This is a genomic window from Streptomyces sp. NPDC008092 (genome assembly GCF_042957285.1).
Taxonomy (GTDB): Bacteria; Actinomycetota; Actinomycetes; order Streptomycetales; family Streptomycetaceae; genus Streptomyces.
This window is the reverse complement of record NZ_JBIBHY010000002.1, coordinates 847,235-872,457: the sequence shown is the minus strand read 5'-3', so window position 1 is coordinate 872,457 and position 25,223 is coordinate 847,235. Positions and strand designations below refer to the sequence as shown.

Annotated in this window: 21 protein-coding genes; 13 read left to right on the top strand and 8 right to left on the bottom strand. The window is 71.3% G+C overall.

Annotated elements, in window-relative coordinates; genetic code table 11:
• Positions 1–36: 36 nt before the first annotated feature.
• The 8 genes from ACFZB3_RS08680 to ACFZB3_RS08645 all read left to right on the top strand — a co-directional run bounded on the left by ACFZB3_RS08680 (position 37) and on the right by ACFZB3_RS08645 (position 9,277).
• Positions 37–1,182 (top strand): histidine kinase, encoded by a 1,146-nt coding sequence (locus ACFZB3_RS08680; RefSeq protein WP_391371778.1) that lies wholly within the window; start codon positions 37–39, stop codon positions 1,180–1,182.
• The gene (locus tag ACFZB3_RS08675; protein WP_391371775.1) at positions 1,179–1,829 is read left to right on the top strand and encodes a response regulator; all 651 of its coding nucleotides are present in this window, start codon (positions 1,179–1,181) and stop codon (positions 1,827–1,829) included. The genes ACFZB3_RS08680 and ACFZB3_RS08675 overlap by 4 nt, the downstream gene beginning before the upstream one ends.
• Before the next feature lie 168 nt (positions 1,830–1,997).
• Positions 1,998–4,508 (top strand): MMPL family transporter, encoded by a 2,511-nt coding sequence (locus tag ACFZB3_RS08670; protein WP_391371772.1) that lies wholly within the window; start codon positions 1,998–2,000, stop codon positions 4,506–4,508.
• A 194-nt stretch (positions 4,509–4,702) separates the two neighbouring features.
• Positions 4,703–5,911 (top strand): histidine kinase, encoded by a 1,209-nt coding sequence (locus ACFZB3_RS08665; RefSeq protein WP_391371769.1) that lies wholly within the window; start codon positions 4,703–4,705, stop codon positions 5,909–5,911.
• The gene (locus ACFZB3_RS08660) at positions 5,908–6,564 is read left to right on the top strand and encodes a response regulator (RefSeq protein WP_391371766.1); all 657 of its coding nucleotides are present in this window, start codon (positions 5,908–5,910) and stop codon (positions 6,562–6,564) included. Before ACFZB3_RS08665 ends, ACFZB3_RS08660 begins: the two co-directional genes overlap by 4 nt.
• A 200-nt stretch (positions 6,565–6,764) precedes the next feature.
• Positions 6,765–7,709, top strand: a complete 945-nt coding sequence (locus tag ACFZB3_RS08655; RefSeq protein WP_391371763.1) for a GDSL-type esterase/lipase family protein — start codon at positions 6,765–6,767, stop codon at positions 7,707–7,709.
• A gap of 127 nt (positions 7,710–7,836) precedes the next feature.
• Entirely contained in the window at positions 7,837–8,535 is a 699-nt protein-coding gene (locus ACFZB3_RS08650; RefSeq protein WP_391371760.1) for a LuxR C-terminal-related transcriptional regulator, read from the top strand.
• A gap of 58 nt (positions 8,536–8,593) precedes the next feature.
• A complete protein-coding gene (locus ACFZB3_RS08645) occupies positions 8,594–9,277 on the top strand; it encodes a response regulator (RefSeq protein WP_391371757.1) in 684 nt (227 codons plus the stop codon).
• A gap of 60 nt (positions 9,278–9,337) precedes the next feature.
• Here the strand turns inward: ACFZB3_RS08645 and ACFZB3_RS08640 are convergent, their stop codons facing one another.
• The 3 genes from ACFZB3_RS08640 to ACFZB3_RS08630 form a co-directional block, all read right to left on the bottom strand.
• Positions 9,338–9,784 (bottom strand): cupin domain-containing protein, encoded by a 447-nt coding sequence (locus tag ACFZB3_RS08640; protein WP_391371754.1) that lies wholly within the window; start codon positions 9,782–9,784, stop codon positions 9,338–9,340.
• Positions 9,785–9,801: 17 nt separating this feature from the next.
• The gene (locus ACFZB3_RS08635; protein ID WP_391371752.1) at positions 9,802–11,037 is read right to left on the bottom strand and encodes a hypothetical protein; all 1,236 of its coding nucleotides are present in this window, start codon (positions 11,035–11,037) and stop codon (positions 9,802–9,804) included.
• A 109-nt stretch (positions 11,038–11,146) separates the two neighbouring features.
• Positions 11,147–12,976, bottom strand: coding sequence for a GAF domain-containing protein (locus tag ACFZB3_RS08630; RefSeq protein WP_391371749.1), 1,830 nt, complete (start codon positions 12,974–12,976; stop codon positions 11,147–11,149).
• 143 nt (positions 12,977–13,119) lie between these two features.
• Here ACFZB3_RS08630 and ACFZB3_RS08625 point away from each other — a divergent pair, with 143 nt between their 5' ends.
• Positions 13,120–14,316: an FAD-dependent monooxygenase gene (locus ACFZB3_RS08625; protein ID WP_391371746.1), complete on the top strand. Its 1,197-nt coding sequence runs from the start codon at positions 13,120–13,122 to the stop codon at positions 14,314–14,316.
• A gap of 57 nt (positions 14,317–14,373) precedes the next feature.
• On the top strand, positions 14,374–15,408 hold the full coding sequence (locus ACFZB3_RS08620; RefSeq protein WP_391371743.1) for an alcohol dehydrogenase catalytic domain-containing protein: 1,035 nt from the start codon (positions 14,374–14,376) through the stop codon (positions 15,406–15,408).
• A gap of 168 nt (positions 15,409–15,576) precedes the next feature.
• On the opposite strand, the gene ACFZB3_RS08615 is transcribed toward ACFZB3_RS08620, so the two are convergent.
• Together ACFZB3_RS08615 and ACFZB3_RS08610 are read right to left on the bottom strand one after the other, a co-directional pair.
• Positions 15,577–18,108: a hypothetical protein gene (locus ACFZB3_RS08615; protein ID WP_391371740.1), complete on the bottom strand. Its 2,532-nt coding sequence runs from the start codon at positions 18,106–18,108 to the stop codon at positions 15,577–15,579.
• 408 nt (positions 18,109–18,516) lie between these two features.
• Positions 18,517–19,461 carry a cupin domain-containing protein gene (locus ACFZB3_RS08610; RefSeq protein ID WP_391371738.1) on the bottom strand — a complete coding sequence of 315 codons (945 nt, stop codon included), beginning with the start codon at positions 19,459–19,461 and terminating at the stop codon, positions 18,517–18,519.
• A gap of 112 nt (positions 19,462–19,573) precedes the next feature.
• Here ACFZB3_RS08610 and ACFZB3_RS08605 point away from each other — a divergent pair, with 112 nt between their 5' ends.
• The 3 genes from ACFZB3_RS08605 (at position 19,574) to ACFZB3_RS08595 (ending at position 22,334) form a co-directional block, all read left to right on the top strand.
• The gene (locus ACFZB3_RS08605) at positions 19,574–20,428 is read left to right on the top strand and encodes an NmrA family NAD(P)-binding protein (RefSeq protein WP_391371735.1); all 855 of its coding nucleotides are present in this window, start codon (positions 19,574–19,576) and stop codon (positions 20,426–20,428) included.
• Positions 20,429–20,430: 2 nt separating this feature from the next.
• Complete coding sequence (locus ACFZB3_RS08600) at positions 20,431–20,883, top strand: nuclear transport factor 2 family protein (protein WP_391371732.1); 453 nt, start codon at positions 20,431–20,433, stop codon at positions 20,881–20,883.
• 239 nt (positions 20,884–21,122) lie between these two features.
• Positions 21,123–22,334, top strand: coding sequence for a HEAT repeat domain-containing protein (locus ACFZB3_RS08595; protein ID WP_391371729.1), 1,212 nt, complete (start codon positions 21,123–21,125; stop codon positions 22,332–22,334).
• A gap of 148 nt (positions 22,335–22,482) precedes the next feature.
• Here the strand turns inward: ACFZB3_RS08595 and ACFZB3_RS08590 are convergent, their stop codons facing one another.
• The 3 genes from ACFZB3_RS08590 to ACFZB3_RS08580 form a co-directional block, all read right to left on the bottom strand.
• A complete protein-coding gene (locus ACFZB3_RS08590) occupies positions 22,483–22,809 on the bottom strand; it encodes a hypothetical protein (protein ID WP_391371727.1) in 327 nt (108 codons plus the stop codon).
• Positions 22,810–23,289: 480 nt separating this feature from the next.
• Positions 23,290–23,742: an excalibur calcium-binding domain-containing protein gene (locus tag ACFZB3_RS08585; RefSeq protein WP_391371724.1), complete on the bottom strand. Its 453-nt coding sequence runs from the start codon at positions 23,740–23,742 to the stop codon at positions 23,290–23,292.
• 125 nt (positions 23,743–23,867) lie between these two features.
• Positions 23,868–25,043, bottom strand: coding sequence for a cytochrome P450 (locus ACFZB3_RS08580; RefSeq protein ID WP_391371721.1), 1,176 nt, complete (start codon positions 25,041–25,043; stop codon positions 23,868–23,870).
• Between the last annotated feature and the right edge of the window lie 180 nt (positions 25,044–25,223).

Sequence of the window (25,223 nt, the reverse complement as noted above, 5' to 3'; positions counted from 1 at the left end):
GGGAGAAGTCCGGCCGCGCTGCCTAGGATTGCCGGCGTGAGCAGTGGAGAAGGCCGCAGGTGGGCCGTCTACGGTCGGGGCGGGCTCGTGGCGCTCTGTGTGCTGGCCGCCCCGTTCAACGCCGTGGGGCTGGAAGGCGGCCGCCATCTGGTCCCGGTGACCGCGGCGGCTCTGCTGTGCGGAGCGGCCCTGCTCGTGCCGCGGCTCCGGTGGCCGGCCGCGCCGCTGCTGGTGACCGTGTGCACCGCGTGGTGGGGGTGGCCGCTGCTGCCGCTGCTGGTGCTCGCCCTGTTCAGCCTCGCGGTGGACGGCAGGGCGAGGGCCGCGGTGGGATGCATGGCGGTGGCGCTGGGCGCCAACCTGCTCAGCTACCGGGCGACCTCGCTGTGGACGCCGCAGAACTACGCCTCGACCGTGCTGCTGCCGACGCTGGCCGTGGTGGTCGGTCTGTGGCTGGGCAACCGGCGGCGCCTGCTCGCGGCCCTCGCTGCGGACGTCGAGCACCTGCGGGTCGAGGCACGGCTCCGCGAGGAGGCGGCCCGTGCGGCGGAACGGTCCCGGATCGCCGCGGAGATGCACGACGTACTGGCCCACCGACTGAGCCTGATCGCCCTGCACACCGGGGTCCTGGCGACCAGGAACGACGCTCTGCCCGCAGCGGTCGGTGAACGGCTCGGCCTGCTCCGCTCCGCGTCCGTGGAGGCCCTCGCCGATCTGCGCGACGTGCTGGGCGCGCTGCGCGAGGATGTCGCCCGGCCGGGGGTGGAACTCGCACCCGCCGTGCGGGAGGTGCGGGAGCTGGTCGACGAGGCCCGCGCCGCGGGCCAGCCGGTCGTGCTGGCCGTCGAAGGACTTCCCGAACAGGCGCCCACCACCCACCGCCTGGCCGTGTACCGCGTCGTCCAGGAGGCATTGACCAACGCCCGCAAGCACGCCGACGGGGCCGAGGTGACGGTGCGCGTCGACTACCGGCCGCCGGCCACCCAGGTCGACGTCGCCAACCCCGCGGGGACCCCCCGCGCCGACACCGTCGGATCCGGATACGGCCTGATCGGTCTGCGCGAACGCGTCACCGCCCTCGGCGGTCACCTCGGCGCCGGGCCCGCCGGGGCGGGCGCATGGCGACTGGCTGCCCGCATCCCCCACCCCTCAAGCACCGGACAGAACGGCGATCCCACATGATCCGAGCCATGATCGTCGACGACGACGCCCTGGTCCGCCTGGGCCTGACCGACCTCCTGGACTCGGCCGACGGCATCGAAGTGGTCGCCCAGGCCGCCGACGGACTTCAGGCCGTCGAACAGGCCACGGCGCATCGGGTCGACGTCGCCCTGGTCGACGTACGGATGCCCCGTATGGACGGCATCACCGCCACCACCCGCCTGCGGGCGCTTCCCCACCCACCGAAGGTGATCACCCTCACCACCTTCGACCTCGACGAGTACGTCTACAACGCCCTGGCCGCCGGAGCCGACGGGTTCCTGCTCAAGGACACCGACCCGGCCGAGATCCTGCGCGCGGTCCACCTGGTGGCCGGCGGGTCGGCCATGCTGCATCCCGCCGCGGCCCGCCGCCTCATCGACCGCTACCACGCGGCCAACCAGCCCCGGGCCACCGCGGCCCGGGCCCGGCTGGAGCGGCTCACCCCTCGCGAACGGGACGTGCTCACGCTCCTCGCCCACGGTGACACCAACGCCGACATCGCCGGCCGGCTCGCCATGCGCGAGAGCACCGTTAAGGCGCACGTGAGCCGCATCCTGGCCGCTCTCGAAGTGACCAACCGTGTGCAGGCGGCCCTCCTGGCCCGTGACGCCGGCCCCACCCCCTGACCGGCACAAGACCCTTCCCCAGGATGAAAGGCACCAGTACCGCGGTACCGGTCGTCGCCCTCAGGTCGATCCCGTCGTGCCGGGGCAGGGCAGAAATCCGCTCCTAGTTTGGGACGCGGGTCGTCCAGACCCTCTCGTACCAACGTCTTCCCTGCTGGGAGTACCACCGTGGCTACGTTCCTCTACCGGCTGGGCCGGTTCTCGTTCCGGCGACGACGGCTCGTCCTGATGCTGTGGATCGTCGTTCTCGCCGCCATCGGCATCGGATCAGTGAGCGTCGACAGCAGGACGTCGGACGCCTTCACGCTGCCCGGCACCCAGTCGCAGCGGGCGATCGACCTGCTGGCGAAGGAGTTTCCGCAGGCCTCGGCCGGCGGCGCCACCGCACGTGTGGTGTTCGAGGTTCCCGGTGGGCGGCAGCTGACCTCCGCCGACACCAAGTCGCAGATCGAGGCGCTGGTCGCCGAACTGCAGAAGGCGCCGCAGGTCGCGAGCGTCTCCGACCCGTTCCGGAGCCGACAGGTCAGCGAGGACGGCACGATCGCCTTCGCCGGCGTCACTTACAAGGTCCCGCAGGCCGATGTCAGCGCCGGGGCGCACGACGCGCTGAACAGGATCGCGGCCGAGGGCGAGAAGGCCGGGCTCGACGTCAGCCTGGGCGGCAACGCCGTGAAGGCCAAGGAGGCGAGCAAGGCCGCCGAGCTGATCGGTCTGGCGGTCGCCGCGGTGGCGCTGGTGATCACCTTCGGCTCGCTCCTCGCGGCCGGGCTGCCGCTGCTGACCGCCGTGCTGGGCGTCGCGGCCGCCATATTCTGCGTCACCATCGCCGCGTCGTTCTGGGATGTGGCCTCCACCGCCACGACGCTGGCGCTGATGCTGGGCCTGGCAGTCGCCATCGACTACGCCCTGTTCATCGTCTCCCGCTACCGCAACGAGATCCGTGACGGCCACGATCCCGAAGACGCCGCCGGGCGGGCCCTGGGCACCGCCGGATCCGCCGTCGTCTTCGCCGGCCTGACCGTCGTCATCGCCCTCGCCGGACTCAGCGTCATCGGCATCCAGATGCTCACCTCCATGGGCCTGGCCTCCGCCTTCGCGGTCGTGATGGCCGTCGTCATCGCACTGACCCTGCTGCCCGCACTGCTCGGATTCGCCGGAATGCGGATCACGAAGGGCAAGCTGCTGACCCGCCGTATGAAGGCCCTGGAGCGCGGCGAGGGCCAGGCGATGGGCGTGCGCTGGGCGAAGCTCGTCACCGCCAACCCCGTGAAGACCCTGGTGCTCTCGGTGGTGGGCCTCGGCCTGCTCGCCGTCCCCGCCATGTCGCTGCGCCTGGCCCTGCCCGACGACAGCATGAAGGCGCCCGGCAGTACCCAGCGCGTGGCCTACGACACCATCAGCAAGGGGTTCGGGCCGGGCTTCAACGGCCCGCTCACGGTCGTCGTCGACGCCCGTGACAGCAACGACCCCAGGACCGCCGCCGCCGACGCGACCGCCGCGCTGGGCAGGCTGGACGACGTCGCCTCGGTCCGTCCGGCGGCCTTCAACCAGTCCGGTGACGTCGCCATCGTCGGTGTGATCCCGAAGAGCTCGCCCAGCAGCCAGGCCACCAAGGACCTGGTCTCCGTGATCCGCGACCAGAGCGCCGCTCTGCACCAGGACACCGGCGCCGACCTGATGGTGACCGGCACGACGGCCGTCAACATCGACGTCAGCACCAAGCTCGGCCAGGCGATGGTGCCCTACCTCGCCATCGTGGTCGGTCTCGCACTCGTCCTGCTCCTGCTGGTCTTCCGCTCGATCGTGGTCCCGCTCAAGGCGGCGCTCGGCTTCCTGCTCAGCGTGGCCGCCACCCTCGGCGTCCTCGTCGCGGTGTTCCAGTGGGGCTGGCTCGCCGACGTGTTCGGCGTCAGCCAGACCGGGCCCATCGTGAGCGTGCTGCCCATCCTGCTCATCGGCGTCGTCTTCGGCCTCGCGATGGACTACGAGGTCTTCCTGGTCACCCGGATGCGCGAGGAGTACGTCCACGGAGCCGAGCCGACCCGGGCGGTGGTCGAGGGCTTCCGGCACAGCGCCCGGGTCGTCACCGCCGCGGCCGTCATCATGATCTCCGTCTTCTCCGGCTTCCTGCTCGACGACACCGCCCTGATCAAGTCGATCGGTCTCGGTCTCGCCTCGGCCGTCCTCTTCGACGCCTTCGTCGTCCGTATGACCATCGTCCCCGCGGTCATGGCGCTCCTCGGACGCCGTGCCTGGTCGCTGCCCGGGTGGCTGGACCGCGTCATGCCCGATGTCGACGTCGAGGGCGAGAAGCTGCGCCACAGGCTGGCGGCGGAAGGGGCCACCGTCCCGGACCGGGCCGGCACCGGGCAGCCGAGCGGCCCGGGCGTCCGTGCCACGCCGGCAAGCGGCACGGGTGACGGCACCAGCGTCGCCGGAGCAGGCCGCGCCGGTACGGTCACCGTCGTGGACACCCCCACGGACGACGAGGCGGAGGCGGCATTGTCCGAGTCGACGTCGACGTCCAGGGCCCGCGGAGTGCGCCGTCTCCGGGACAGCGGCGCACAGCCGCGCACGAGCGGCGCCGGGAGCGAGGCCCCGTCCCCGGACTCGTCGTCCGAGGACACCCGAAAGTCCCGGCGCGCGGGGCTGCGGGAGAGACTGTCCCGTAGGAACTGACCGCATTCGTGCCGGACCCCGCCTCGCCCCGCCCGTCGGTCCTCGCCTCGCGCCGACGGGCGGGCCCTCCCGACCGCACTGCGAAGGGCCTCCCCGTGACCGCACCACACACTGCCGTGCCGACGCCTTATCCGGGCGAGCGGGACGCGCAGTTGCCGGAGCCCCTGACAAACGATCCCGAGCAGCGTGTGATCGTGTCGATCATCTCCCGTCTGGTCACCTGGCGGGCGGCCGACCGGGCCCATCCCCGCGTGCGGCGCTGGGGGGTGCCGGTCTTCTGCGCCGCACTCGGGATCCCCTCGCTGCTCAACCCGGCCAACGGGGCCGACGTGCCGGCGCAGATCGCCGTCATGTTCGGTTTCACCGTGCCGCTGCTGTGGCGGGAACGGCACCCCGTGCCGGTCTTCGCGATCACCACCGCGGTCTCCGTGCTCGTGCTCCCCCTCGGCATCCTGAACGGTGCCGACGCCGCGCGCGTGGTCGCGCTGTACAACGTGGGCCGCTGGGGCTCGCCCCGCCAACTCGTCGTCGCCATCGGCGTGACCGTCGCCCAGCTCTCGGCCTGGGCGGCCGTCTTCTACACCGGTGGCCAGCTCAGCTACGTGACCCGTCCGGAGGTCGTCGCGGCACTCGCCATGGTCGGCCTGGCGGGGATCGCCGCTCTCGGACTCGCCGGCCGGCTCGCCAACGCCTACATCACCGCGCTGCAGGTGGAACGCGACCAGCGGGCCCGTCTGGCCGCCGCGCAGGAACGTGCCCGCATCTCCCGGGAGATGCACGACATCCTCGGCCACACCCTCGCCGTCATCGTCGGACTCGCCGACGGCGCCGCCGCCCTGGCCGCCACCCGCCCGGAACGCGGCGCCGACACCCTGCGGATCATCGGCGACAGCGGCCGTGACGCCCTGTCGGAGCTTCGCCGTCTGCTCGCGGTCATCGGCGACGAGGACACCCCCCGGAACGGCGCGCCGCTCACCCCGCAGCCGGGTCTGGCCGACCTGGACGCCCTGCTGGAGCGGTTCCGGTCGGCCGGCCCCTCCGCCACCCTGCACACCGAAGGCGACCTGACGGGCCTCTCGCAGGGGCTGCAGCTCGCCGTCTACCGCATCGTCCAGGAGGCCCTCACCAACACCCTCAAGCACGCCGCGCTCGACACCACCGTCGCCGCCGCCATCACCGTCGACTGCGATGCCGTCCAGGTCACCGTCACGGACACCGGCCCGCCGCGTACCAGGAAGTCCGGCCGGACGGGCGGCGGCAAGGGGCTCGTCGGCATGCACGAACGGGCGGCTCTCTACCAGGGCGACGTCGACTCCGGCCCCAACTCCCAGGGCGGCTGGACCGTCCACGCCCGCCTCGTCCCGACCTCCCCCAACCCGAACGCGGAGAACACCCCGGCATGACCACCGTCCTCATCGTCGACGACCAGGCCCTGCAACGCCTCGGTTTCCACATGCTCCTGGAGGCCGAGCCCGACATGACCGTCGTCGGGGAGGCGGGCAACGGCAGCGAGGCCGTGCGCATGACCGCCGAACTGCGCCCCGACGTCGTCCTGATGGACGTTCGTATGCCCGGCATGGACGGTATCGAGGCCACCCGCCGCATCGCCGAGTCCGGCGGCCGCTCCCGCGTCCTCGTCCTGACCACGTTCGACCTCGACGAGTACGCCTACGAAGCCCTCCGGGCCGGTGCCAGCGGCTTCTTCCTCAAGGACGCCCGTCCCGCGGAACTGGTCGTCGGAATCCGCGCCGTGGCCGCCGGCGACTCCGTCATCTCTCCCGGACTCACCCACAAGCTCATCGACGCCTACACCGCCCGCCGATCCGGCCACAGCCCCGAACACACCCGTCGGCTCGCGGATCTCACCGAACGCGAACGCGAAGTACTCACCGCCCTCGCGACCGGCGCCACCAACGCGGAGATCGCCGAACGCCTGCACCTCGCCGAGTCGACGGTCAAGTCCCACGTCAGCCGCATCCTCACCAAGATCGGCGCCCGGGACCGCGTCCAGGCCGTCATCTTCGCCTACGACGTCGGCCTGGTCCGCCCTTCCTGACCCAACTCCCGCCTCCCACCCGCCCCCTCCCACCGACTGCTCCCGCCACACCTACGGCCGCCCCGGCCCCGGCACCGCCACGTCCCCGCGCCGGTCCCCACCGGCAACCCGTTTCCGCCGTCCCGCCTGCCCAGGTCGCGCGTGGCCTGGCGGGCGCCCGACCGCCGGTCGGGAATCCGCACCACAGACAGGACACACCCATGGGACCGTTGGCACGCACCGGCCTGGCCGGGGTTCTCTCCTGCGGCGTACTCATCGCCGTCGTCAGCATCGAACGAGCCGACAAGGGGGACGGCAAGAGCCGTGCCCCTGCTCCGACCGCCGTCGTCCAGGGCCCGTACGTGGCTCTCGGCGACTCCTACACATCCGGCCCCGGGATACCCGACCAGACCGGCAAGCCCGCAGGCTGCGACAGGTCCAGCCGCAACTACCCGGCGCTGGTGGCCAAACGCCTCGGCGTCAAGGCCGCCGACTTCCGCGACATGAGCTGCAGCGGCGCCACGACCACCGACCTCACCGCACCGCAGTCCACCGACGACGGCACCAACCCCGCCCAGCTCTCCGTACTGGACCGGCGGACCCGCCTGGTCACCCTCGGCATCGGCGGCAACGACATCGGTTTCAGCTCGATGATCACCAAGTGCGTCACCGCCGGAGCCCTCTACAAGGCTGCCGCCCAACTCGCCTCCGTGCCCGACCAGGCCCCTTGCAAGGGGAGTTACCAGTCGGGTGGCACTGACACGGTTACCGAGAAGATCGACGCGACGAGGCAGCGTCTCGACCGCGCCCTGCGCGAGGTGCACGAGCGTGCGCCTCAGGCCCGCGTCTATGTCGTGGGCTATCCGTCCATCCTTCCCTCCGACGCCTCGGCCTGCGACCGGGCCATCCCTCTCGCACCCGGGGACGTGACGTTCCTCCGCGACCAGGAGGGAAGGCTCAACACCATGCTCCGCGAGCGTGCGGAGGCCGCCGGCGCCACCTACGTCGACACCCACACGCCGTCCGCCGGCCGCGACGCCTGCTCGCCCGCAGGCACCCGCTGGATCGAACCGCTGGAACCGGCGAGCCCCGCGGCTCGGGTCCATCCCAACGCGCGGGGCGAGCAAGGCATGGCGGAGGCCGTCCTCAAGTCCATCGGAGCCTGAGGCTCCCGGCACACTCCGGGGCCGAGGTGCGAGCGGCACCCACAGCCGGGCCGCGGCCGGGGCCGCGCTCTGCGGCTGATGCCGTACAGCCCGCCTTCCCTACCCCCCACACGTGGAGAAGCCCGGCATGCCCACCGTCCTCATCGTCAACGACCAGACACTCCAACGTCTCGGCTATCGCCTGCTCCTGCAGTCCCAGTCGGGCCTCTCCGTGATCGGGGAGGCGGCCGGTGGCGCCGAGGCCGAGCGCCTCGCGACGGAACTCGCCCCGGACGTCGTGCTCCTCGACAACACCGTGCTGACCGAGGAGAGCATCGAGACGATCCGCCGCATAGCCCGGCTGCGGCCTGCCCGGCCTCCATCGTGCTCCCCCGCCTCCTCCGCCCCCGCCGGGAACGGCGCCCCGCGCGTCCTGGTCCTCGCGGACGCCGACGACGACCACGCCTGCGCGGCGCTGCGGGCCGGCGCCGGGGGCTTCCTCGTGAAGGACGCCGCCCTGACCGAACTGACGGCCGCCGTACGTGCCGTGGCCGCCGGCCATGCGGTGCTGTCGCCCCGCCTGACCCGCCGGCTCGTCGAGACCGTCCGGGGACAGCTGCCCGTCCCTGCGCAGAGCGACCGGCTCCAGGTACTGACCGAGCGCGAACGCGACGTACTGGCCGCCCTCGCCCATGGCCGGAGCACGGCGGAGATCGCCGAGCAGCTGTCCATCGCGCCCACCACCGTCAAGTCCCACGTCAACAACATCCTCGCCAAGATCGGCGCACAGGCCCGGGTCCAGGCCGTGGTCTTCGCGTACGAGACCGGCCTCGTGCGGCCTTCCTGAAGCGCCGCGCGACCGCGCGCCGACCGGCGCATCCGATCACCAGCCCAGGAGAGAAGCCATGCAGGTACTGCTCGTCGAGGACGACGGGCCCACCGCCGACTGCCTCCGGCGCGGGCTCGCCCGGTACGGATACGACGTCGACCGGGTCTCCACCGGGCGGGCCGCCCTCGCCTCGCCGCTCCCGGATCTCGTGCTGCTGGACCTGGGGCTTCCGGACATCGACGGTCTGGACGTCTGCCGGGAGTTGCGGGCCCGGAGCGACGTACCCCTCATCGTGATCAGCGGGCGCGGCAGCGAGACCGAGCGCGTGGTCGGCCTGGAACTCGGCGCGGACGACTACGTGGTCAAGCCCTTCCTCATGCGTGAACTCATCGCGCGCATAAGGGCGGTGCAGCGAAGAGGGTCCCTGTCCGGCAGAGCGGTCGGCCCCGCGGAAGACCGCGACTACGGGAGCCTGACCCTCGACCGGAGGGCCCACCGCGTCTTCCTCGACGGCTCCGAAGTCCTCCTGCGGCCGAAGGAGTTCGCTCTCCTGGTCTTCCTCGTGGATCAACTGGGCGAGCTGGTCACCCGGGAGCGGATCATGGAAACGGTGTGGGACAGCAACTGGTTCGGATCGACCAGGACATTGGACGTGCACGTGGCCGCACTTAGGAGCAAGCTCGGCGGCGCCCTGTCCATCGAGTGCGTACGCGGGGTCGGCTTCCGTCTGGGCGTCCGCGCGCCGGCAGGGCCCGTGTGACCGCGCGGCCCTCGCCCGGCCGAGGAGGCCGTGCCCGTCTCCCTCCCCTCCCCCGCCGGCTCAGGGGTGGGTGTAGTCGACGGCCGCGGGCTCGGCGTACCGGTCGAGTTCGGGGAGGTTCACGACGACGGGATCGACGCCGGAGCGGACCACGGCCCAGACCGTCTCGAACTCCGGGGAGGCGTTGATCTCCTGGTGGACGACGTGCGCCGGGATGAACACGAAGTCGCCGGGGCCGGCTTCGGCGACGTTCTCCAGCCTGTCGCCCCAGCGGTAGCGGGCGGTGCCGCTGATGACGTACAGGACGGTCTCCTGGTCGCCGTGGTGGTGGGCGCCGGTCGCGGCGCCGGGCCGGACGGTGCTGCGGAAGGCCGACAGGTGGGCCGCTCCGGGATTGCGCCCGTCGAAGGCGACCCCGCGGATCAGGCCGGGGGTCTGCGGGGTGTCGCCGTCGAGCTGGTCGCGGTGTACGACGCGGATCTGGGGGTCGGCGTGGGTGTCGCTCATGGTTTCGTCCTCCGGTGTCAGGGTGTGCGGTTCGTGCGATTCATGCGGTTCTTGCGGTTCTTGCGGTTCTTGCGGTTCTTGCGGTTCTTGCGGTTCAACGGCCAGGACTCGCCTCCGATGACGAAGAGGAGCAGCCAGACGATGGCCAGGTCCATGAAGCCGAGCGCGTTGCCTGCGATGCCGGGGGCGAGGGCCGGTTCGTGGAGGACGTGGGGGGCGAGGACGCGGTAGTACAGGGTGAAGGTGGCGACCGCGAGCAGCAGGGTCACGCCAACGCGCAGGGTGCGGTTTCCGGCCGGCGTGAACTGCCGGGGCCAGTTCCCCGCGCAGTTGGCCCAGAAGATCATCCAGAAGACCCAGCAGACGCCGAGTTGGGCGGGGAAGAGACTCAGTCCGTCCGAACCGATCGCGGCCCGCGCCTCGGCTCCCAGCAGGAGCCGCGTCACGCCCGACAGGACGAAGTAGAGCCCGGCGCCGAGTACGACGTTCCCCAGAGCGGTCCACAGGAACCAGCTGCCCCTGCCTCTCACCACGTTCCAGGGCCAGTTGTCGGTGAGATTGCCGGTGACGATGACCGAGACGACGATCGAGTAGAAGAAGCCGATCAGTTCGTCGGCGCTCAGCAGCGGGTGTCCGACCTCGCTCCAACTGGCCAGCGCGGGAAGGGCGAAGACGGCGTAGAGGACAAGACTCGCGACCGTCGAGACGGCGATCTCGGCGATGCCCCGCCACGGTTGACCGAGGCCGAGGGTGTTCCACGGGCGGTGTTCGAAGACGGTCGCGGCAGGCACGTTCGTCACGAAGACGAAGAGCACGAAGACGGCGCCCGTGAAGTAGCCGGCGCCGCCCGCGCGTTCGGGGGCGAAACTCGGGTCCACCGGGCCCCAGGCGAGCGCGAGGAGGGCGGTGACGGCGATGCCGGCGGCTATGGCGACGGCGGCGAACATGAGCCCGCGCAGGGGCTGGCGCAGCCGGTCGAAGCCTTTCAGTTCCAGGTTGAAGGCCAGGCAGACGACGGCGAAGAGCGTCCAGAAGATCACCGCGTTCGCAGGGTTGCCGTAGACGTCCGGCACCGCCCACCGGGGGTCGATGAGCAGCCACCAGGCGGCCAGCGACAGCGCCGCCACGGTCAGGAGGGTCACGCCCGCGGTTCGGGCGTCGGGAGCGGGCTGAGGGATGGTCTGTGGTTCGGCTCCGCCGGGCGTCGGTACGGCAGCGGCCACGGCGGTCGTGGCCTGCTGTTGGTCCTTCATGGGTCCTCCCCGCGTCGTTGCTGGGTGAGGACATGTTCAGGGCCGCCGCATCAGGGGTGCGCTGTGTCGCAGCACAGTCATTACGGCCGTGTCTGTGGCACGGCACAGATCAGGAGGTGCCGGTGATGTCGTCGATCGCCAGGGCCGTGCGCAGCGTGGTCAGGTCCCCGACGCGGCTCAGGGAGAGGTTCAGCAGGTTCTCGATGCGCTTGACGCGCAGGCTGACCGTGTTGGGGTGGATGTAGAGGGCCTCGGCGGTGGCGTTGGTGTTGAGGTCGTGGTCGAGGTAGCGGCGCAGGGTGCCGACGAGGTCCGTGCCGCGGCGCTGGTCGTACTCCCGGAGGGGGCCGATCCAGCGGGTCGCGAGAACGCCCATGCGGTGCGGGTCGACGTCGGCCAGGAGCATGCCGATCACTCCGGCCGAGGCGACGGTGAGGACGTCCTCCTCCGGTTTGTACGGGAAGAGTCTGAGCAGGCCGGTGACCTGGCGGAACGCGGCGGGCAACTGGTCGGGCCCGACGCAGGTCTCGCTGACCGACACCCGCACGCCGCCCTCCAGCGCCTGGGCCGCGACCGTGCGGATGTGCCGGGCCAGCTCCTCGACGCCCGCCTCGTCCGCCGCCGGCGCCACGATCACGATCACGCCGTCGCGCAGGGCCAGCAGCGGTTTCGGCCGTGGCCGCGAGAGCACGAGCGACTGGACCAGCCGGAGCAACTGCCCGGTGACCGCCTCGCCGGACTCCTCGTGGCGGACCGCGAGGACCCGCTGGGGCAGCCTGAGGTCGCTGCCGAGCCGGTCGCCGCGCGCCACCACGGCCTCCGGATCGGTGAGGTTTCCGGTCACCAGCTCGGAGACGAGGTCGCCGCGGAGCTGCCACTGTGCGTCGACCACGGCGCGACGACGCAGCATCTCCAGGCCGAGGACGACGGCGGCCTGCTCGATGGCGCGCAGTCGTACGTCGTCGTCCTCGGTGCCACCGGCCAGCCAGAGCACGCCCAGGGTCTCCCCGCCGACCCGCACCGGCCCGGCCAGCAGACCGGGGAACGCCTCCGATGTCGTCACCGGGCAAGCCTGGGCAAGGATGTCGAGCAGCGAGCGGGTGCCGGCGTCGCTGTCGTGGCGGGGCCAGGCCACCCAGTCCGGTGGCTGGACCGACAGTCCGGCGCGGGGCACGCCGGCCAGGGTCTGACCGGACACGTCCTGGACGGCGACGGCACGGTCCGTGGTCTCCGCCAGGGCTGCCGCGATGTCGCTGAGGCCGCCGCCCCGGCGGGCGACGCCGATGAACCTGTCGTGGATGGCGGCATGCTGCTGGAGCAGTTCGGTGCGCCGGCGCAGCTTCTCGTTGAGCGACCCGAGCTCACGCAGCCGGCGGAGGTCGCGTTCGAGCCGGGCGCTGGTCTCCAGGGCGATGCCCGCGTGACTGGCGAGGATCTGGAGCAGTTCCAGACCGCCGGGGCCGAGGCGCCGTGGATCGCTCCCGTAGACGTTCATCGTGCCCACGGTCTCGCCCTGGTTGCGCAGCGGCACCGCCGCCATGGAGTGGTGTCCGTGCCGCTGGGCGGCGTTCGCCCAGGGCCCGTAGGAGGGGTCGCGGGAGATGTCCTCCACGATCACCGGGGTGCCGTCCACGAAGGCCCTGCGCGACGGGCTGCCGGCGAAGGTGCCCTCGGGGACCAGCAGCAGGGGCGACTCCTCGTTCACCAGCCGGACGTAGCCCTCGCTCAGGCCCCAGCATCCCTCGATCCGCAGGGCGACGCGGTCGTCGTCGACCAGCAGCACGGCCGCGCTCTCGTAGCCGAGCAGGTCGCAGGCCGTGCGGGCGATCTGCTCCAGCAGTCCGGGCAGGTCACGCCTCTGGTTGACCGCGATGGCCAGCTCGTCGATCGCGGTCATCCAGCGCAGCAGATCCGGCTGCACGGGGACCTCGGACGTCATCGCCGCCTCCTCGTATGTGCCTGGAAGGAGCATGCGACTGTGCGCACACCCATGTCAACGACACATCACTGTGGTGCGGCACATGCACCGGCGGGAGCGTGCGGAGCCACGATGACGTCCACCACCCCCTGCGAGAGGAATCCATGGTGGACAGCTACAAGGGCCGGCGCGCCGCGGTGGTCGGCGGTTCCATCGGCGGGCTGACCAGCGCGCTGCTGCTGCGCGAGCTGGGGTTCGCCGTCGATGTCTACGAGCGCACGCCGACGCCGCTGGAGAACCGCGGCGGCGGGATCGTGCTCCAGCCCACCACCATGCGATGGTTCGGCGAACGCAGCGCCCACCGCATCGAGGAACTCAGCACGGTCACCCGCTCCGTGCGCCACCTCGGCAGGAACAACGAGGTACTGCACGAGGACCCGGCGGAGTGGCGCTACTCCTCCTGGTCGACGATCTACCGGGCCCTGCTCGACGACTTCGGCACGGACCGCTACCACCTCGGCGAGTTCTGCGTGGGCTTCGACCAGGACGCCGACAGCGTGACGCTGCGGTTCGTCACCGGGCGGACGGAGCGCGCCGACCTGGTCGTCTTCGCCGACGGCATCACGTCCACCGCCCGGCGGCGGATGTTCCCCGACCTCCAGCGGCGCTACTCGGGGTACGTCGGCTGGCGCGGCACCGTGCCCGAGGGCCGGGTGAGCGAGGAGACCAGGCGGCTGCTGGGCGACGCGCTGACGTACAGCGTGGCCCCGGGCACGCACATCGTCGTCTACCCGATTCCGGGGCTCGACGGCGGGTTCGAGGAGGGCCGGCGGCTGCTCAACTACGTCTGGTACCGCAACGTCCCGGACGGCCCGGCGCTGCACGAGCTGTGCACGGACCTGCGCGGTTTCGACTGCCCGGTCTCCGTCCATCCGGGCCAGGTGCAGCGGCGCTTCGTCGACGAGATGCGTTCGGCGGCCACGGAGTTGCTGGCGCCCGCCGCCGCGGAGACCGTCGTGCGGACCGAACAGCCCTATCTGCAGGTCGTGTTCGACACTCGGATCCCCGCGATGGCCGACGGACGGGTGGCGGTCATCGGCGACGCGGCCTTCGCCGCCCGCCCGCACGCCGCGGCCGGCACGGCCAAGGCCGCCGACGACGCCTGGACGCTGTACGAGCACCTGCGCACGTTCAGCGACGACATCCCCACCGCCCTCAAGCGGTGGGAACCGGCCCAGTTGCAGCTGGGCAACCAACTGATCGACCGCGTCGCACGCATGGGCCACCGCTCCCAGGTCGAGGGCACCTGGACCCCGGGCGATCCCGACCTGCGATTCGGCCTCTACGGGCCCGGCGTCTGAGCGCCGCCCGACCGCGTCACCCCGCACCACCGCACCATTTCAACGAAGGAGTTGGACATGAAGGCACTCGTCTACGACGGACCGGGGAAGATCGAGTACCGGGAGCACCCGATGCCGGTGCTGACCGAGAACACCGATCTCCTGATGCGCGTCACCCACACCACCATCTGCGGTACCGACGCGCACATCATCAAGGGCGGCGTGCCGACGGTGAAGCCGGGTACCGTCCTCGGCCACGAGGCAACCGGCGTGGTGGAAGAGGTCGGCTCGTCGGTGACGAACGTGAAGCCCGGCGACCGTATCCTCGCCGTCTGCGTCAGTGCCTGCGGCTTCTGCCGCTTCTGCACGACCGGCATGTACGGCCAGTGCGTCAACGGGGGCTGGGCCCTCGGCAACACCATCGACGGCGTCCAGGCGGAGTACGCGCGCATCCCCTTGGCCCGCAACTCCGTCTACAAGATCCCCGACGCCCTCACCGACGAGCAGGTCCTGTTCCTCACCGACATCCTCGCCACCGGCTACGAGGTCGGTGTCCTCAACGGCCGGGTCCGGCCCGGCGACACCGTCGTCATCGTCGGTGCCGGACCGGTCGGCCTGTCCGCGACCGTCACCGCCAAGCTGTTCTCCCCGCGCAACATCGTCGTCGTCGAACGGACCCCCGCCCGCCGCGAGATGGCCCTCAAGCTGGGCGCCACCCATGCCGTCGGCGAGGACGAGGTGCACGACCTGGTCGGCAGGCTGACCGACGGCTACGGCGCCGACGTGACGATCGAGGCCGTCGGCTTCCCGGACGCCTTCGAACTAGCCGCCGACCTGGTGCGCTCCGGCGGCCACATCGCCAACATCGGCGTCCACGAGGGTCCGGCCACCCTGCATCTGGAGAAGCTCTGGGCCAAGCAGGTCACCATCACCACCGGCATCCCGTCCGGCCTGACCATCCCCCAGCTGATGAACTCCATCGCCACCGGTGCCCTCGACGCCACCCAGCTGATCAGCCACCGCCTGGACCTCAGCGAGACCATGAAGGGCTACGACGTGTTCACCCGCAGCGCCGAGACCGGCGCCCTCAAGGTGGTCCTCACCAACGGCTGACGGCCGGCCCCACGCCCCGGCCGCGTGAGCCACCTGTCGGGGCCGGGACCGCGACGGTCCCGGCCCCGACGGGCCATCGGTACGTGCAGTCGGTACGCCGGACACGACCGACTCGATGTGGCTCGGCACAGCACCTCTCGCTGTGCAGGCGGGAAGCAGTCGACCCGCTCACGGGGATGGCTCCGACTGCTGAGTCGGCTGGGTGGACCGGACGGCGTCGGGCTGCTTGAGCTCCGGTTGCGCCCAGGTTCCGGCGACCGTGGTGGCGAACGCGGTGGCACCGGCCACCAGGATCGTGCCGACAGGGACGGTGACGGACGAGAGCCGGCGGAAGTTCCTGACCTGCGACCACTTCATTCCGGCGGCCCGGGCCAGCGACCATTCCCACCACAGTCCGAGCAGCATGCACAGGACCAGGGTCTGCCCGGCGACACCTGCGCATCCCGTGACCAGGTCGTTCACGGAAGGGGCCTGCGAGTACTGCGGGTCCACGGTGAGGGTCGCGAGGGGGAGGATCTCGGCCGGCAGGATCGCCAGCATGAGCCAGGCCGCCTTGCCGACAGGGGTGAGGCCGCGCAGCAGGGCGTAGAAGTAGCCGTAGACGAATCCGTAGAGCGCCCAGTGTGTGAATCGGAGCGTCTGGAACATCGCGTCCAGGTGGAACGGCATGAAGTAGTCCGCCCCTACCGTGCCGCTGGTCGCGGCCTTGTACGCGGCCCAGGGCAGAGCCAGCAGCTGGGCGCGGCCCGCGGCGACGATCCCCGCGGTCCAGGGGCTGCGTCCGGCATTCGTTCCGAGGGCGAACCGTCTGGCCCGCTTCAGCCTCGTCTCCGGGTCGTCGTTGCGTCCGGGCACGGCCAGTTCACGCCAGCGGTCGGAGAAGTCCGGCACCGTCATGTCGTCGGCGAGCGCGGAGCGGGCGGAGCGCTGGAAGTCGGCCCGTGTGTCCCAGATCAGCTGGGTGGTTATCCACCGGTCCATGAAGCGGGCATGCCCGCGGCGGCTGACCCGCCGGAGTCTGGCCCAGGAGGCATCCGATCCGAGCGGCAGCAGTATCAGGGAGGCGACGGCCACCAGGGCTGTCGCGAGCGCCTCTCCCCACATCGTCGCGGTGCGCAGATCGGGGCTGCCGTACGCGGTGAGTGCCGCGCACACCAGCAGCACTCTGCCGACAGGCTCCACGGCTCGTCCGGTGCCGCCCATGGCGCCGCGCCGCCAGAGGTAGGCGATCTGCAGGGCGACACCGCAGACGGTGACGACGAAGAGCGGCCATGCCGAGTAGCCCGTGAACAGGGATACCCGGTACTGGCTCCACACGTCGTCCTCCATCCGGTCGCCGTAGACGTCGTACCTGGCCGCCTTCAGGTACGCCACTGCGAACGGGCAGATCACCGCCGCCCAGAGAGTCACGAAGCAGAGCGCGCGTACCGCCGGCCTCGGGGTGCAGCGCAGTGCGGGCGGCAGCAGCGAACCGAGCCAGGCGGCAGCGGGCCATGTACAGATCAGCACAGCGGCCGCGTTCCACCCGTTCACCGTCAGTCGGTCGTCGGCGATGACGGCAGTCCGGCCGAGTTCGTAGGTGACGAGAACCGTCCAGAGCAGTGCCCCGGCAGTGGGAGCCCATCTGCGCACCGCCGTGCCCGTGTGCAGCCGTCGACCGGAGGCGGCCACGGCAAGGGCGAGTACCGCAGCCGCCGCCACGCGAACCCACGGGCCGGTGTTCGGTACCGTCCCGCCTGCCGTCATGAAGGCCAGGCAGAGAAGCGGGGGCACGCAGCCGGCGATGAGTGTCCTGCCGGACGGCGGCCTGCCGGTCACCACCCGCCGGGTGAACCACCACGCGGACACTGGAAGGACGTACCAGAGCCAGAGACCGAGGACGGCCTGTGGCGTCCAGACGTCGGCGGGGAGAGCGACGGGAGTGGTGCCGAACACGTTGTTGAAGCGTGCCGATCCCAGCTGCGCGAGGGAAGCCGGCTGGGTGACGAGGGCGAAGGAGCACACGGCCGCCCCGGCCGACAGGGTGGCGACGGCCCACCTGCGTGGCGCGGCGGGTCCGGCCAGCCTCGCCACCAAGGCGGCGGCGACGGCACCGATCCCGCCCACCGCGGCCGCCAACGCGGTCAGCATCTCGCCCCTCGTCTGGTGACGCGCTCTGGGCAGTTTCGTGGTCTTCACCTTGCGGGTCAGGTCGACCGAGCAGGTGGACGGCGTACGCGCCTTCCCTGTCGGCGGCGCGGCTGCCACCCGCCAGGTGAGGGAACTGTCGGACTGCGACTCGACGGTTCCGGCGATGCCGCTGAACGACCACTTCGGCGCTCTCACCGTGATCAGCCAGACGTCCGGGTAGTCACCCCCGCCGACGAGTTCACTGCCGCCGGGCCCAGCGACCGGGCAGAGGGCGATCGTCAGTCTCTGCACACCGGACTGACGAGTCAGATAGAGGCCGAAGGAGGACTGCACTTGCGCCGGCGCACGGGCCGAACGCTGGGTCACCCTGATCGGCCGGCTCTTGGTTCCGTCGGTTTCCGCCGCCCTGCCGTCGCGGAGGAGCTTGTAGTCACCGCAGTCCCCGTAACCGTCCTTGCGTATCCGAGCCAGTGCCCCGCTCCGCGCCGGGAGCGTGTACGAGCAGGTTCGGCTGAGCAGCACTTCCTGCCGCGACCGGTCCCAGCCGACGTCCATGGTGATGGTTCCCACCCGCTCCTGCGCCGGCCGGCCGTCGGCTGCTGCGGCTCGGCCGCCGCCGAGGAGACAGAGGCAGAGCGCGGAAAGCAACAGAGCAGCGCCCACTCTGGTCAGCGTCGTGCCCGGCGCCCTGCCCTTCGTCGAAGGCCGCACAGGCCCACCCCCTGAACGTGCCGTGCACCCGGGCCCCGCGGGCCTGCAGCTTCCGTGCCCCCACGCGGCCCCTGCTCGTCCGCCCGGCGTTCCCACCCCTTGATGTGCCGGTTCTCCGCGATGACGCGACGGATTCAGTGAACGGTACCGGGCCGCCAGGGGCGTTGGGCCGGAACCCCGGTACCGGCGGCGGGCTTGGGCGGCACGGTGGGAGTGAACCGGTCCTGGCAGGTACCCCGGGCTGTCGCGACGAGTGGCTTCCGCGCCTCAGTGGATGTGGGGGCCGCCCGGCCGGAGATCCATGTCGCGCGTCGACTCTCGCTGTCGCCAGGCACCGGGGGGGTCGCCGTGATGGCGGCGGAAGGCGGCTGCGAAGGCGTAGGGCGAGCTGTAGCCGACGCTCCGGGCGATGCCCGCCATGCCGAGGTCACCCGTACGCAGGTGGTCGCGGGCGAGGGCCATGCGCCAGTCCGTCAGGTACTGCATGGGGGTCTGGCCGAGCGCCTCGTGGAAGGTGCGTGCGAAGGCGGCCCGGGACAGGCCGCTGACCGCGGCGAGTTCGGGGACCGACCACGGACGGCCCGCGTCCTCGTGCATGGCCTGGAGCGCAGCGCTCAGCCGGGGGTCGGCGCAGGCACGGTACCAGCGGGGCGCGTTCGGGCTGCGGCGGAACTCGCTGCGGATGGCGAGGACCAGGAGGACGTCGAGGAGCCGGTCGAGCACGGTGGGCTGGCCCGGTTCGGGGTGGGCTAGTTCGTGGGAGAGCAGGGCGATCACGTCCCTCAGCGGATCGCCGACGGCCGCTTGCAGGGTCAGGACCTGCGGCAGGGCGGTGAGCAGCCCGTTGCCGATGTCGCCGGAGAACCGGTAGGCGCCGCAGAGGAACACGGTCGCCCCGGGATGGTCCGACTCCCCGTCGGTGGCGTGCCGGGCCCTGAACTCCTCCGGTTCGAGACAGTCGGCGCCGGACTCGTGGCCGATGTAGTGGTCGCTCCCACCGCGTACGAGGGTCACCTCCCCGGGCACGAGTTCCACCGCGCGGCCCGGGTCGTCGGCGTCGAACCACAGCCATCCCCGGCCCCGGACGACGGTGTGCACGGAGAGCTGGATCGTGCCGGCCAGCCGCAGCCCCCACGGCGGCTCGGCGACCGTCCGGGCGAACGCCGCGCCGCCGGCGCGAGCCCGCGCGAGGTGATCACGCAGCAGGTCCATACGACCAGTATCAGCAGGGCGAACCCGACGGGCAATGACCGGAGCGTCTGACGTAAAAGAACGAGCGATTCGCACATTGATCCGCTCCCATGGCCTCCCTCACGCTGGAGCCATGACTGAATCACGGCAGACCACGCTCGTTCTCGGCGGCACCGGCCGCACCGGCTCACTCCTGACGAAGCGGCTCGTCGAACGCGGGCACAGCGCCCGTACCGCGGCCCGTCACGGCGCCGACGTCCGGTTCGACTGGGACGACCCGGCCACCCACGCCGACGCCCTGCGCGGCGTCGACAGCCTCTACCTCGTCACACCCGTCATGCGGGTGCGATACGCCGACCAGGTCGCGGCCCTCCTCGACCTCGCCGAGGCCGCCGGCGTTCGCCACGTCACCTACCTGAGCACCTACGGCGCCGACGAGGCACCGCCGCAGATCGACATCAAGGCCGTCGAAGCCGACCTGGTCGCCCGTTCGGCCATCACCCACTCCGTCGTGCGTCCCGCCTGGGTCATGCAGAACTTCACCGACGCCCACCTGCCCGTCGTCGAAGGGGCGATCACGGTCCCCACCGGCAGCGGCGCGGAAGCCTTCGTCGACGCGGCCGACATCGCCGCCGTCGCGGCCGAGACGCTGCTCGCCCCCGCGGCCCACGACGGGGCCGTGTACTCGCCCACCGGCCCGCAGGCGCTCACGGTCGGTGAAGTCGCCGGCATCATCACCGCCGTCACCGGACGGCCCGTCACGCACCTGGACCTCGACCCCGAGGCCTGGATCGGCGGCGCCGTCGCCGCCGGAATCGTGCCCGCCGACTACGCCGTGATGCTCCGCTGGCTGACCGGCACCATCATCACAGGCCGCGGTTCCACGCCCAACGACGACATCGAGAAGGTCACCGGGCAGAGGGCGACCGCCTTCGGCGAGTTCGCGCAGCGCAGCGCCCGCGCCTGGACCGAAAAGGCGGCCGTGTGACCATGTCCGACAAGCACGCTGTCGAGAACCTTGAGGACTTCGCGGCCCTGGACCCGTTCTTCCGGATCGTCCAGGAGGGCCTGGCGGGCCTGGTCGACGGGGAGCACTTCTTCGACCTCCTGGCCGAGGACGTCGTGACCGAGTACGTGGTCTCCGTCCCCGGCTACCCGCGCCGGATCGAGGGACGGCGCGCTGTCGCCGACCTGTACCGCGACTACGGCGACGCGATGGTCCTGACCGGCGCGGACGAACTGGCAGTCCACCACGACACCGACAGGTCCGTGGTCGTCCTGGAGTACGCCGTGCACGGGCGGACGGTGCACACCCGACGCGCCTACGACAACCACTTCGTCTCCGTGCTCACCATCAGGGACCGCCAGGTGACCCACTGGCGCGACTATCTCGACCCCGTCGCCGTCTTCCGGGCCCTGGGCTGGCCGGCGGAGTCACACTGACGGCTCGCACCACGGCCTGCCGAAGTACGGCGCGTGCCGTCGCCCTCTCCCACCCCGGCACGGGCCTGGCAAGGACGGCGGCCGCAGGCCGGCACCACTGCCCTCTGCCGTGACCGTTGGACAACTCCCCTCCCGGACCCCTCCGGAATCGCCGAACGGCTGCTGCCGAAACCCGGGTTCTGGCTCAGCTTCCGGGCTCCGTCGCAGTACGGGATCCTGGTATGCCAGGATCCGCTGCTGTGACGGATGACGACCCTCTCACCGGCCTGGACGATGTGCCCTGGGCCCGGCTGCGGCACTCCTACGGCATGGCCGACGACGTCCCCGGACACCTCCGGGCGATGCAGGCGGGGGTCTGGGAGGGCCGGTACCCGCCGAGTGCACAGCTCGCGAACCATATCGTGCACCAGGGCACCCGCTCGCAGGCTGCGGTGTACACCGTTCCGTTCCTTGTGCGGATGGCACTCGACCCGCGATTGGTCAACAGGCATCGGATCGTCGGTCTGCTGGTCGCCATCGCGATCGGGCTGGACAACAACTACCTGCCGAACGGCTATGACCCTCGGGAAGACCGTGCCTCCCTGGCGGATATCCGCGGCGAAGCCGACGACTGGGCTCAGTGGATCGGCGAAGCGACGGACGATGAGCAGCGCAAACAGCGCGAGGAGAGCTGTGCACAAGTGCTCATTGACGCGGAAGCGGTGGTGCGTTCGTATGACGCCGTCCGCGAAGAGCTTCCCGCGCTCGCCGTCCTGCTGACCTCGGACGGCCCTGAACTGCGGTCCAGGACGGCGAACTTGCTGGCGTGGTTCCCCGAGTCCGCGGCCACGTCGATTCCGCTCTTGACGGCCTTCATCGCCGACGAAGACTCGCCCGGCGCGGCGGCGACGGGAGTCGTCGCCCTCGGCCTGCTCGGCGAACCGGCGACCGTCCCCTTCATCCGGCGCTACCTGGACAACCCGATCGTCGAGCTGCGTTGGGCCTCCGCCTTCGCGTTGACGCGCTTCGGCATCGCCGACCCGGCCGTCGTCGACGTACTGACACAGGTCGTCGCCCGGCCACCCGAGAAGACCGGGACCATGTCGTTCCTGAGCGGCTCCTACATGGGTCTCGCGGCGATGGCCCTGGCCGAGACATCCGAAGCCACGACGCTCCGGGCAGTCGATGCCATGCTGGTCGGCCTGGCTGACTGTAAGGGCGTCGAGGCGTTCTACGACAGGTACTACACGGCGGAGAGGCTGTTCAAGCTGGTTTTCCCGGACGATCCCGGCGAACCGCCGCAGTCCTTCGGCGACCTGAGCGACGTGCAGCAGTGTGTCGTGCGCTTCGTCGCCGACCAGGACGAGGCCGGCTGGCCGTCCGGCGGGATGGACGCCTTCCGTCGGTGGAAGGTGCCGACCAGCCACTCCGACCTGCGCGTCTATGCCGGGATTGTCCAGTCCGGCCAATAGGCCGGCGCCCGACAGGGAAACAGATGCACGGGGCCCTGTCCCCGCAACTCTCCGGCCCCATCACGTGCATGGAGACATGCCGTCTCCGAGTTCATCCCCGCGGGGGACGGCCTCGGAGCGGCACAGGCGCCGGCGGCGCCGCTCTGTCTCACATCCCTTGGGTCTGCCGCCCCTCAATATCCCGCCTGGCGGCAAGCGCCTTCGCCAGCACCTTTTCGCGGTAGGGATTCCCGGCGTCCAGGGCCGACGCCACCGCCACCGCCTCGTCCAACAGCGCCAGCCGCTGCTCGGGCAGCTCCCGCACCAGCGCCGACGCGCTGGCCTCCACCAGGACGTACGCCAGCTTCGACCCGTACACCTCCGGCTCGACCTGCGTCAGCAGGCGGTAGATCCGCAACCCCTCGACGCCGCGCACCACCCGCAGGTTGGCGCTGAGCAACTGGACCCTCGCCCGCATGACCATGTCCTGATCCATCGATCCCCCTCCGTTCCCCCACCCCCGCCTGCACCCGTCCCACGACGGGACAGCACGACGAACGCGCCGGCACCCGGGAACGGATGCCGACACGGACGTCGGAGAGTGGATGACGTTGAGTCTGCGGGCAGGCCGGCACCCCGGACAAGCCTGAACGAACGTGTGCTCGGTCCTACCGCACAGCACGCCCGAGCAGGCATGATGGACCTGACACTCACTCAAGCCCGCCTGCACGCCCTGCCTTGTTCCCGGGCGTCGGCGTCGCACGCCACCGAGTGCGGCGACGCACGAGGTGCCGAGGCCGGTCCCGAGCGGCGGACACGTGCCGCGGGTCAGGCCGCAGCAGGGTAGTCAGCAGGCTGAGCGTCCGGGCGAGGGGTCGAGGAGTTCACCCGCGATACGCCGATCCGCACAGTGGTCTGTGCTGCTCCGGTAGCAGGCCCCTCTTGTGTCACACTCCCCCGGGCGGGCCTGTCGCTGTCATTCGCAGGCGACGCCGTCGCCGTCCCGGTCGAGGTGCGAGTCGTATCCGGGCTCGCCCCGGTAGAGCGGAGTGACGCCGGCGGCGCGGGCGGCGGTGCAGTTGGCGTAGTAGGTGCTGCCACCGCTGTCGTCGCCGGAACTCCCGGAGTCCGCACCGGCCGAGTCCGCGGTGACGGTCACCCTGACCTTGACCTTCACCGTCTTCGTCTCGGTGACGGTGGGCGCCGGTTCGGGTGCGGCGGTCTCCGTGGCGGTTGCCGTCGCCGTCACCGTGGCGGTCGCGGTGGGCCGGGGCTTGTCGTCGGCGACGGACTTCTTGTCGTCGTTGCCGCTGCCGCCGGCGGCGACACCGACGATGAAGGCCACGGCGAGGGCGGGCAGTACGACCCTTTTGCGAGCCCACTTGGGTATGGATCTGGTGGGTTGTGGCACGTTGTACGGGTTGCTCATTTTCCCCCCTGGTTCCTGTAAGAACGATGACGTTAGTCGTCAGGTGGGACGGTGAAGTGGCTTTGGGGCAGCAGTCACCTGTTCGTGACGGACGTCCGCCATGCGCTTCGGCCGTCGGGGGGTCGTCAGGCCGGCACGTCCCAGAGCACGTGGAGCGCGGCCGGCTTGCGGAAGACCAGGCCGTGCGGGGTGGCGGGCCGCTGCGGGTCGAGGCGGAGTCCGGGGAGGCGTTCGAGCAGGCGCTGGAGCGCGATGCGGGTTTCCAGACGGGCCAGGTGGGCGGCGAGGCAGTGGTGCGGGCCGTGGGCGAAGGCGAGTTGGAGGCGGGCCTCGGCGCGCCGGACGTCGAAGCGGTCCGGGTCGGTGAAGACGGCCGGGTCGCGGTTGGCGCCGGTCAGAGAGACGCTGACGAGGTCGCCGCGGCGGATGGCCGCCGGGCCGAGCACGGTGTCGCGGGTGGCGTAGCGGTCCACCACGGCCGCGCCGGGCTCCAGCCGCAGGGACTCCTCGACGGCTCCGTCCAGCAGGCCAGGATCGGCCTGCACCAGGGCGAGTTGGGCTGGGTTCTGCAGCAGGTGGAGCAGGGCGTTGGTGATCATCGCTTCGGTCGTCTCGATGCCGCCGAACATCAGCACCGCCGCGTTGGAGGCCACTTCGGGCACGGCCAGTTGTCCGGCGGCGGAGACGAGGAGCGAGGAGGCGTGCGGGTCGGCGACGGTTGCCTCGACGGCGGCCCGCAGCTGTGCGTAGGCGGCGGGACCCGCCGGGCCCGCCGCCAGGCCCTCGGTGATGTCGGAGACCGACCGTACGATCGCGTCGTACCAGGAGAGCACCGTATCGGTGGTCGTTCCGACCAGCCCGAGGGCGTCGGTGACGACGGCCACCGCGAGCGGTCCGGCGAAGGCGCGGCGCAGTTCGGTGGCGCCCTCGGGTTCCAGCGCGGTGACGAGGCGGTCGGTCTCCCGTTCTATGAACGCGGCGAAGTTGTCGTGCACCCTTCGGGGCCGGAAGGGTGCCGCGAAGGGCTCGCGGTGGCGGGCGTGCTCGGCGCCGTCCAGGGACAGCATGCTCGGTCCGACGATCTGGGCGGTGGTGAAGCGGGGGTCGTCCACGGTGAAGGTGGCGGAGTCCCTCATCACGTCCAGCCCGAGGTCGCGGCGGGTGACCAGCCAGCCGTTCAGCTCGGGCAGCCACGACACCGGTTCGTGGGCGCGGAGCAGTGCCAGGCGCGGGTGCGGATCCCGGGCGAGTTCGGCGAGCGTGGTCGAGGCTCCCAGGGGGAACGAGTCCGCGGTGCTCATCGCGCTGTCCGGCCGGGCGGAGGGAAACGGTTCACGGGGCAACGTAATCATGGCGCCCCGTCCGCACGCGCACCGGCCCTGGCGCGCAGTACGCCCACGGGCACGGAGAGACGGAGGGATTGCCGTACGGGCGCGGTGCGTGCGGAGCACCGCAAGGTCGCCCTGACCTCCTGGCCGGCA

Excerpts from the sequence above, each read along its gene's own strand:
- ACFZB3_RS08675 (WP_391371775.1), top strand. The coding sequence starts at position 1,179 with ATGATCCGAGCCATGATCGTCGACGACGACGCCCTGGTCCGCCTGGGC.
- ACFZB3_RS08660 (WP_391371766.1), top strand. The coding sequence starts at position 5,908 with ATGACCACCGTCCTCATCGTCGACGACCAGGCCCTGCAACGCCTCGGT.
- ACFZB3_RS08655 (WP_391371763.1), top strand. The coding sequence starts at position 6,765 with ATGGGACCGTTGGCACGCACCGGCCTGGCCGGGGTTCTCTCCTGCGGC.
- ACFZB3_RS08650 (WP_391371760.1), top strand. The coding sequence starts at position 7,837 with ATGCCCACCGTCCTCATCGTCAACGACCAGACACTCCAACGTCTCGGC.
- ACFZB3_RS08645 (WP_391371757.1), top strand. The coding sequence starts at position 8,594 with ATGCAGGTACTGCTCGTCGAGGACGACGGGCCCACCGCCGACTGCCTC.
- ACFZB3_RS08640 (WP_391371754.1), bottom strand. The coding sequence starts at position 9,784 with ATGAGCGACACCCACGCCGACCCCCAGATCCGCGTCGTACACCGCGAC.
- ACFZB3_RS08635 (WP_391371752.1), bottom strand. The coding sequence starts at position 11,037 with ATGAAGGACCAACAGCAGGCCACGACCGCCGTGGCCGCTGCCGTACCG.
- ACFZB3_RS08630 (WP_391371749.1), bottom strand. The coding sequence starts at position 12,976 with ATGACGTCCGAGGTCCCCGTGCAGCCGGATCTGCTGCGCTGGATGACC.
- ACFZB3_RS08625 (WP_391371746.1), top strand. The coding sequence starts at position 13,120 with ATGGTGGACAGCTACAAGGGCCGGCGCGCCGCGGTGGTCGGCGGTTCC.
- ACFZB3_RS08620 (WP_391371743.1), top strand. The coding sequence starts at position 14,374 with ATGAAGGCACTCGTCTACGACGGACCGGGGAAGATCGAGTACCGGGAG.
- ACFZB3_RS08610 (WP_391371738.1), bottom strand. The coding sequence starts at position 19,461 with ATGGACCTGCTGCGTGATCACCTCGCGCGGGCTCGCGCCGGCGGCGCG.
- ACFZB3_RS08605 (WP_391371735.1), top strand. The coding sequence starts at position 19,574 with ATGACTGAATCACGGCAGACCACGCTCGTTCTCGGCGGCACCGGCCGC.
- ACFZB3_RS08600 (WP_391371732.1), top strand. The coding sequence starts at position 20,431 with ATGTCCGACAAGCACGCTGTCGAGAACCTTGAGGACTTCGCGGCCCTG.
- ACFZB3_RS08590 (WP_391371727.1), bottom strand. The coding sequence starts at position 22,809 with ATGGATCAGGACATGGTCATGCGGGCGAGGGTCCAGTTGCTCAGCGCC.
- ACFZB3_RS08585 (WP_391371724.1), bottom strand. The coding sequence starts at position 23,742 with ATGAGCAACCCGTACAACGTGCCACAACCCACCAGATCCATACCCAAG.
- ACFZB3_RS08580 (WP_391371721.1), bottom strand. The coding sequence starts at position 25,043 with ATGAGCACCGCGGACTCGTTCCCCCTGGGAGCCTCGACCACGCTCGCC.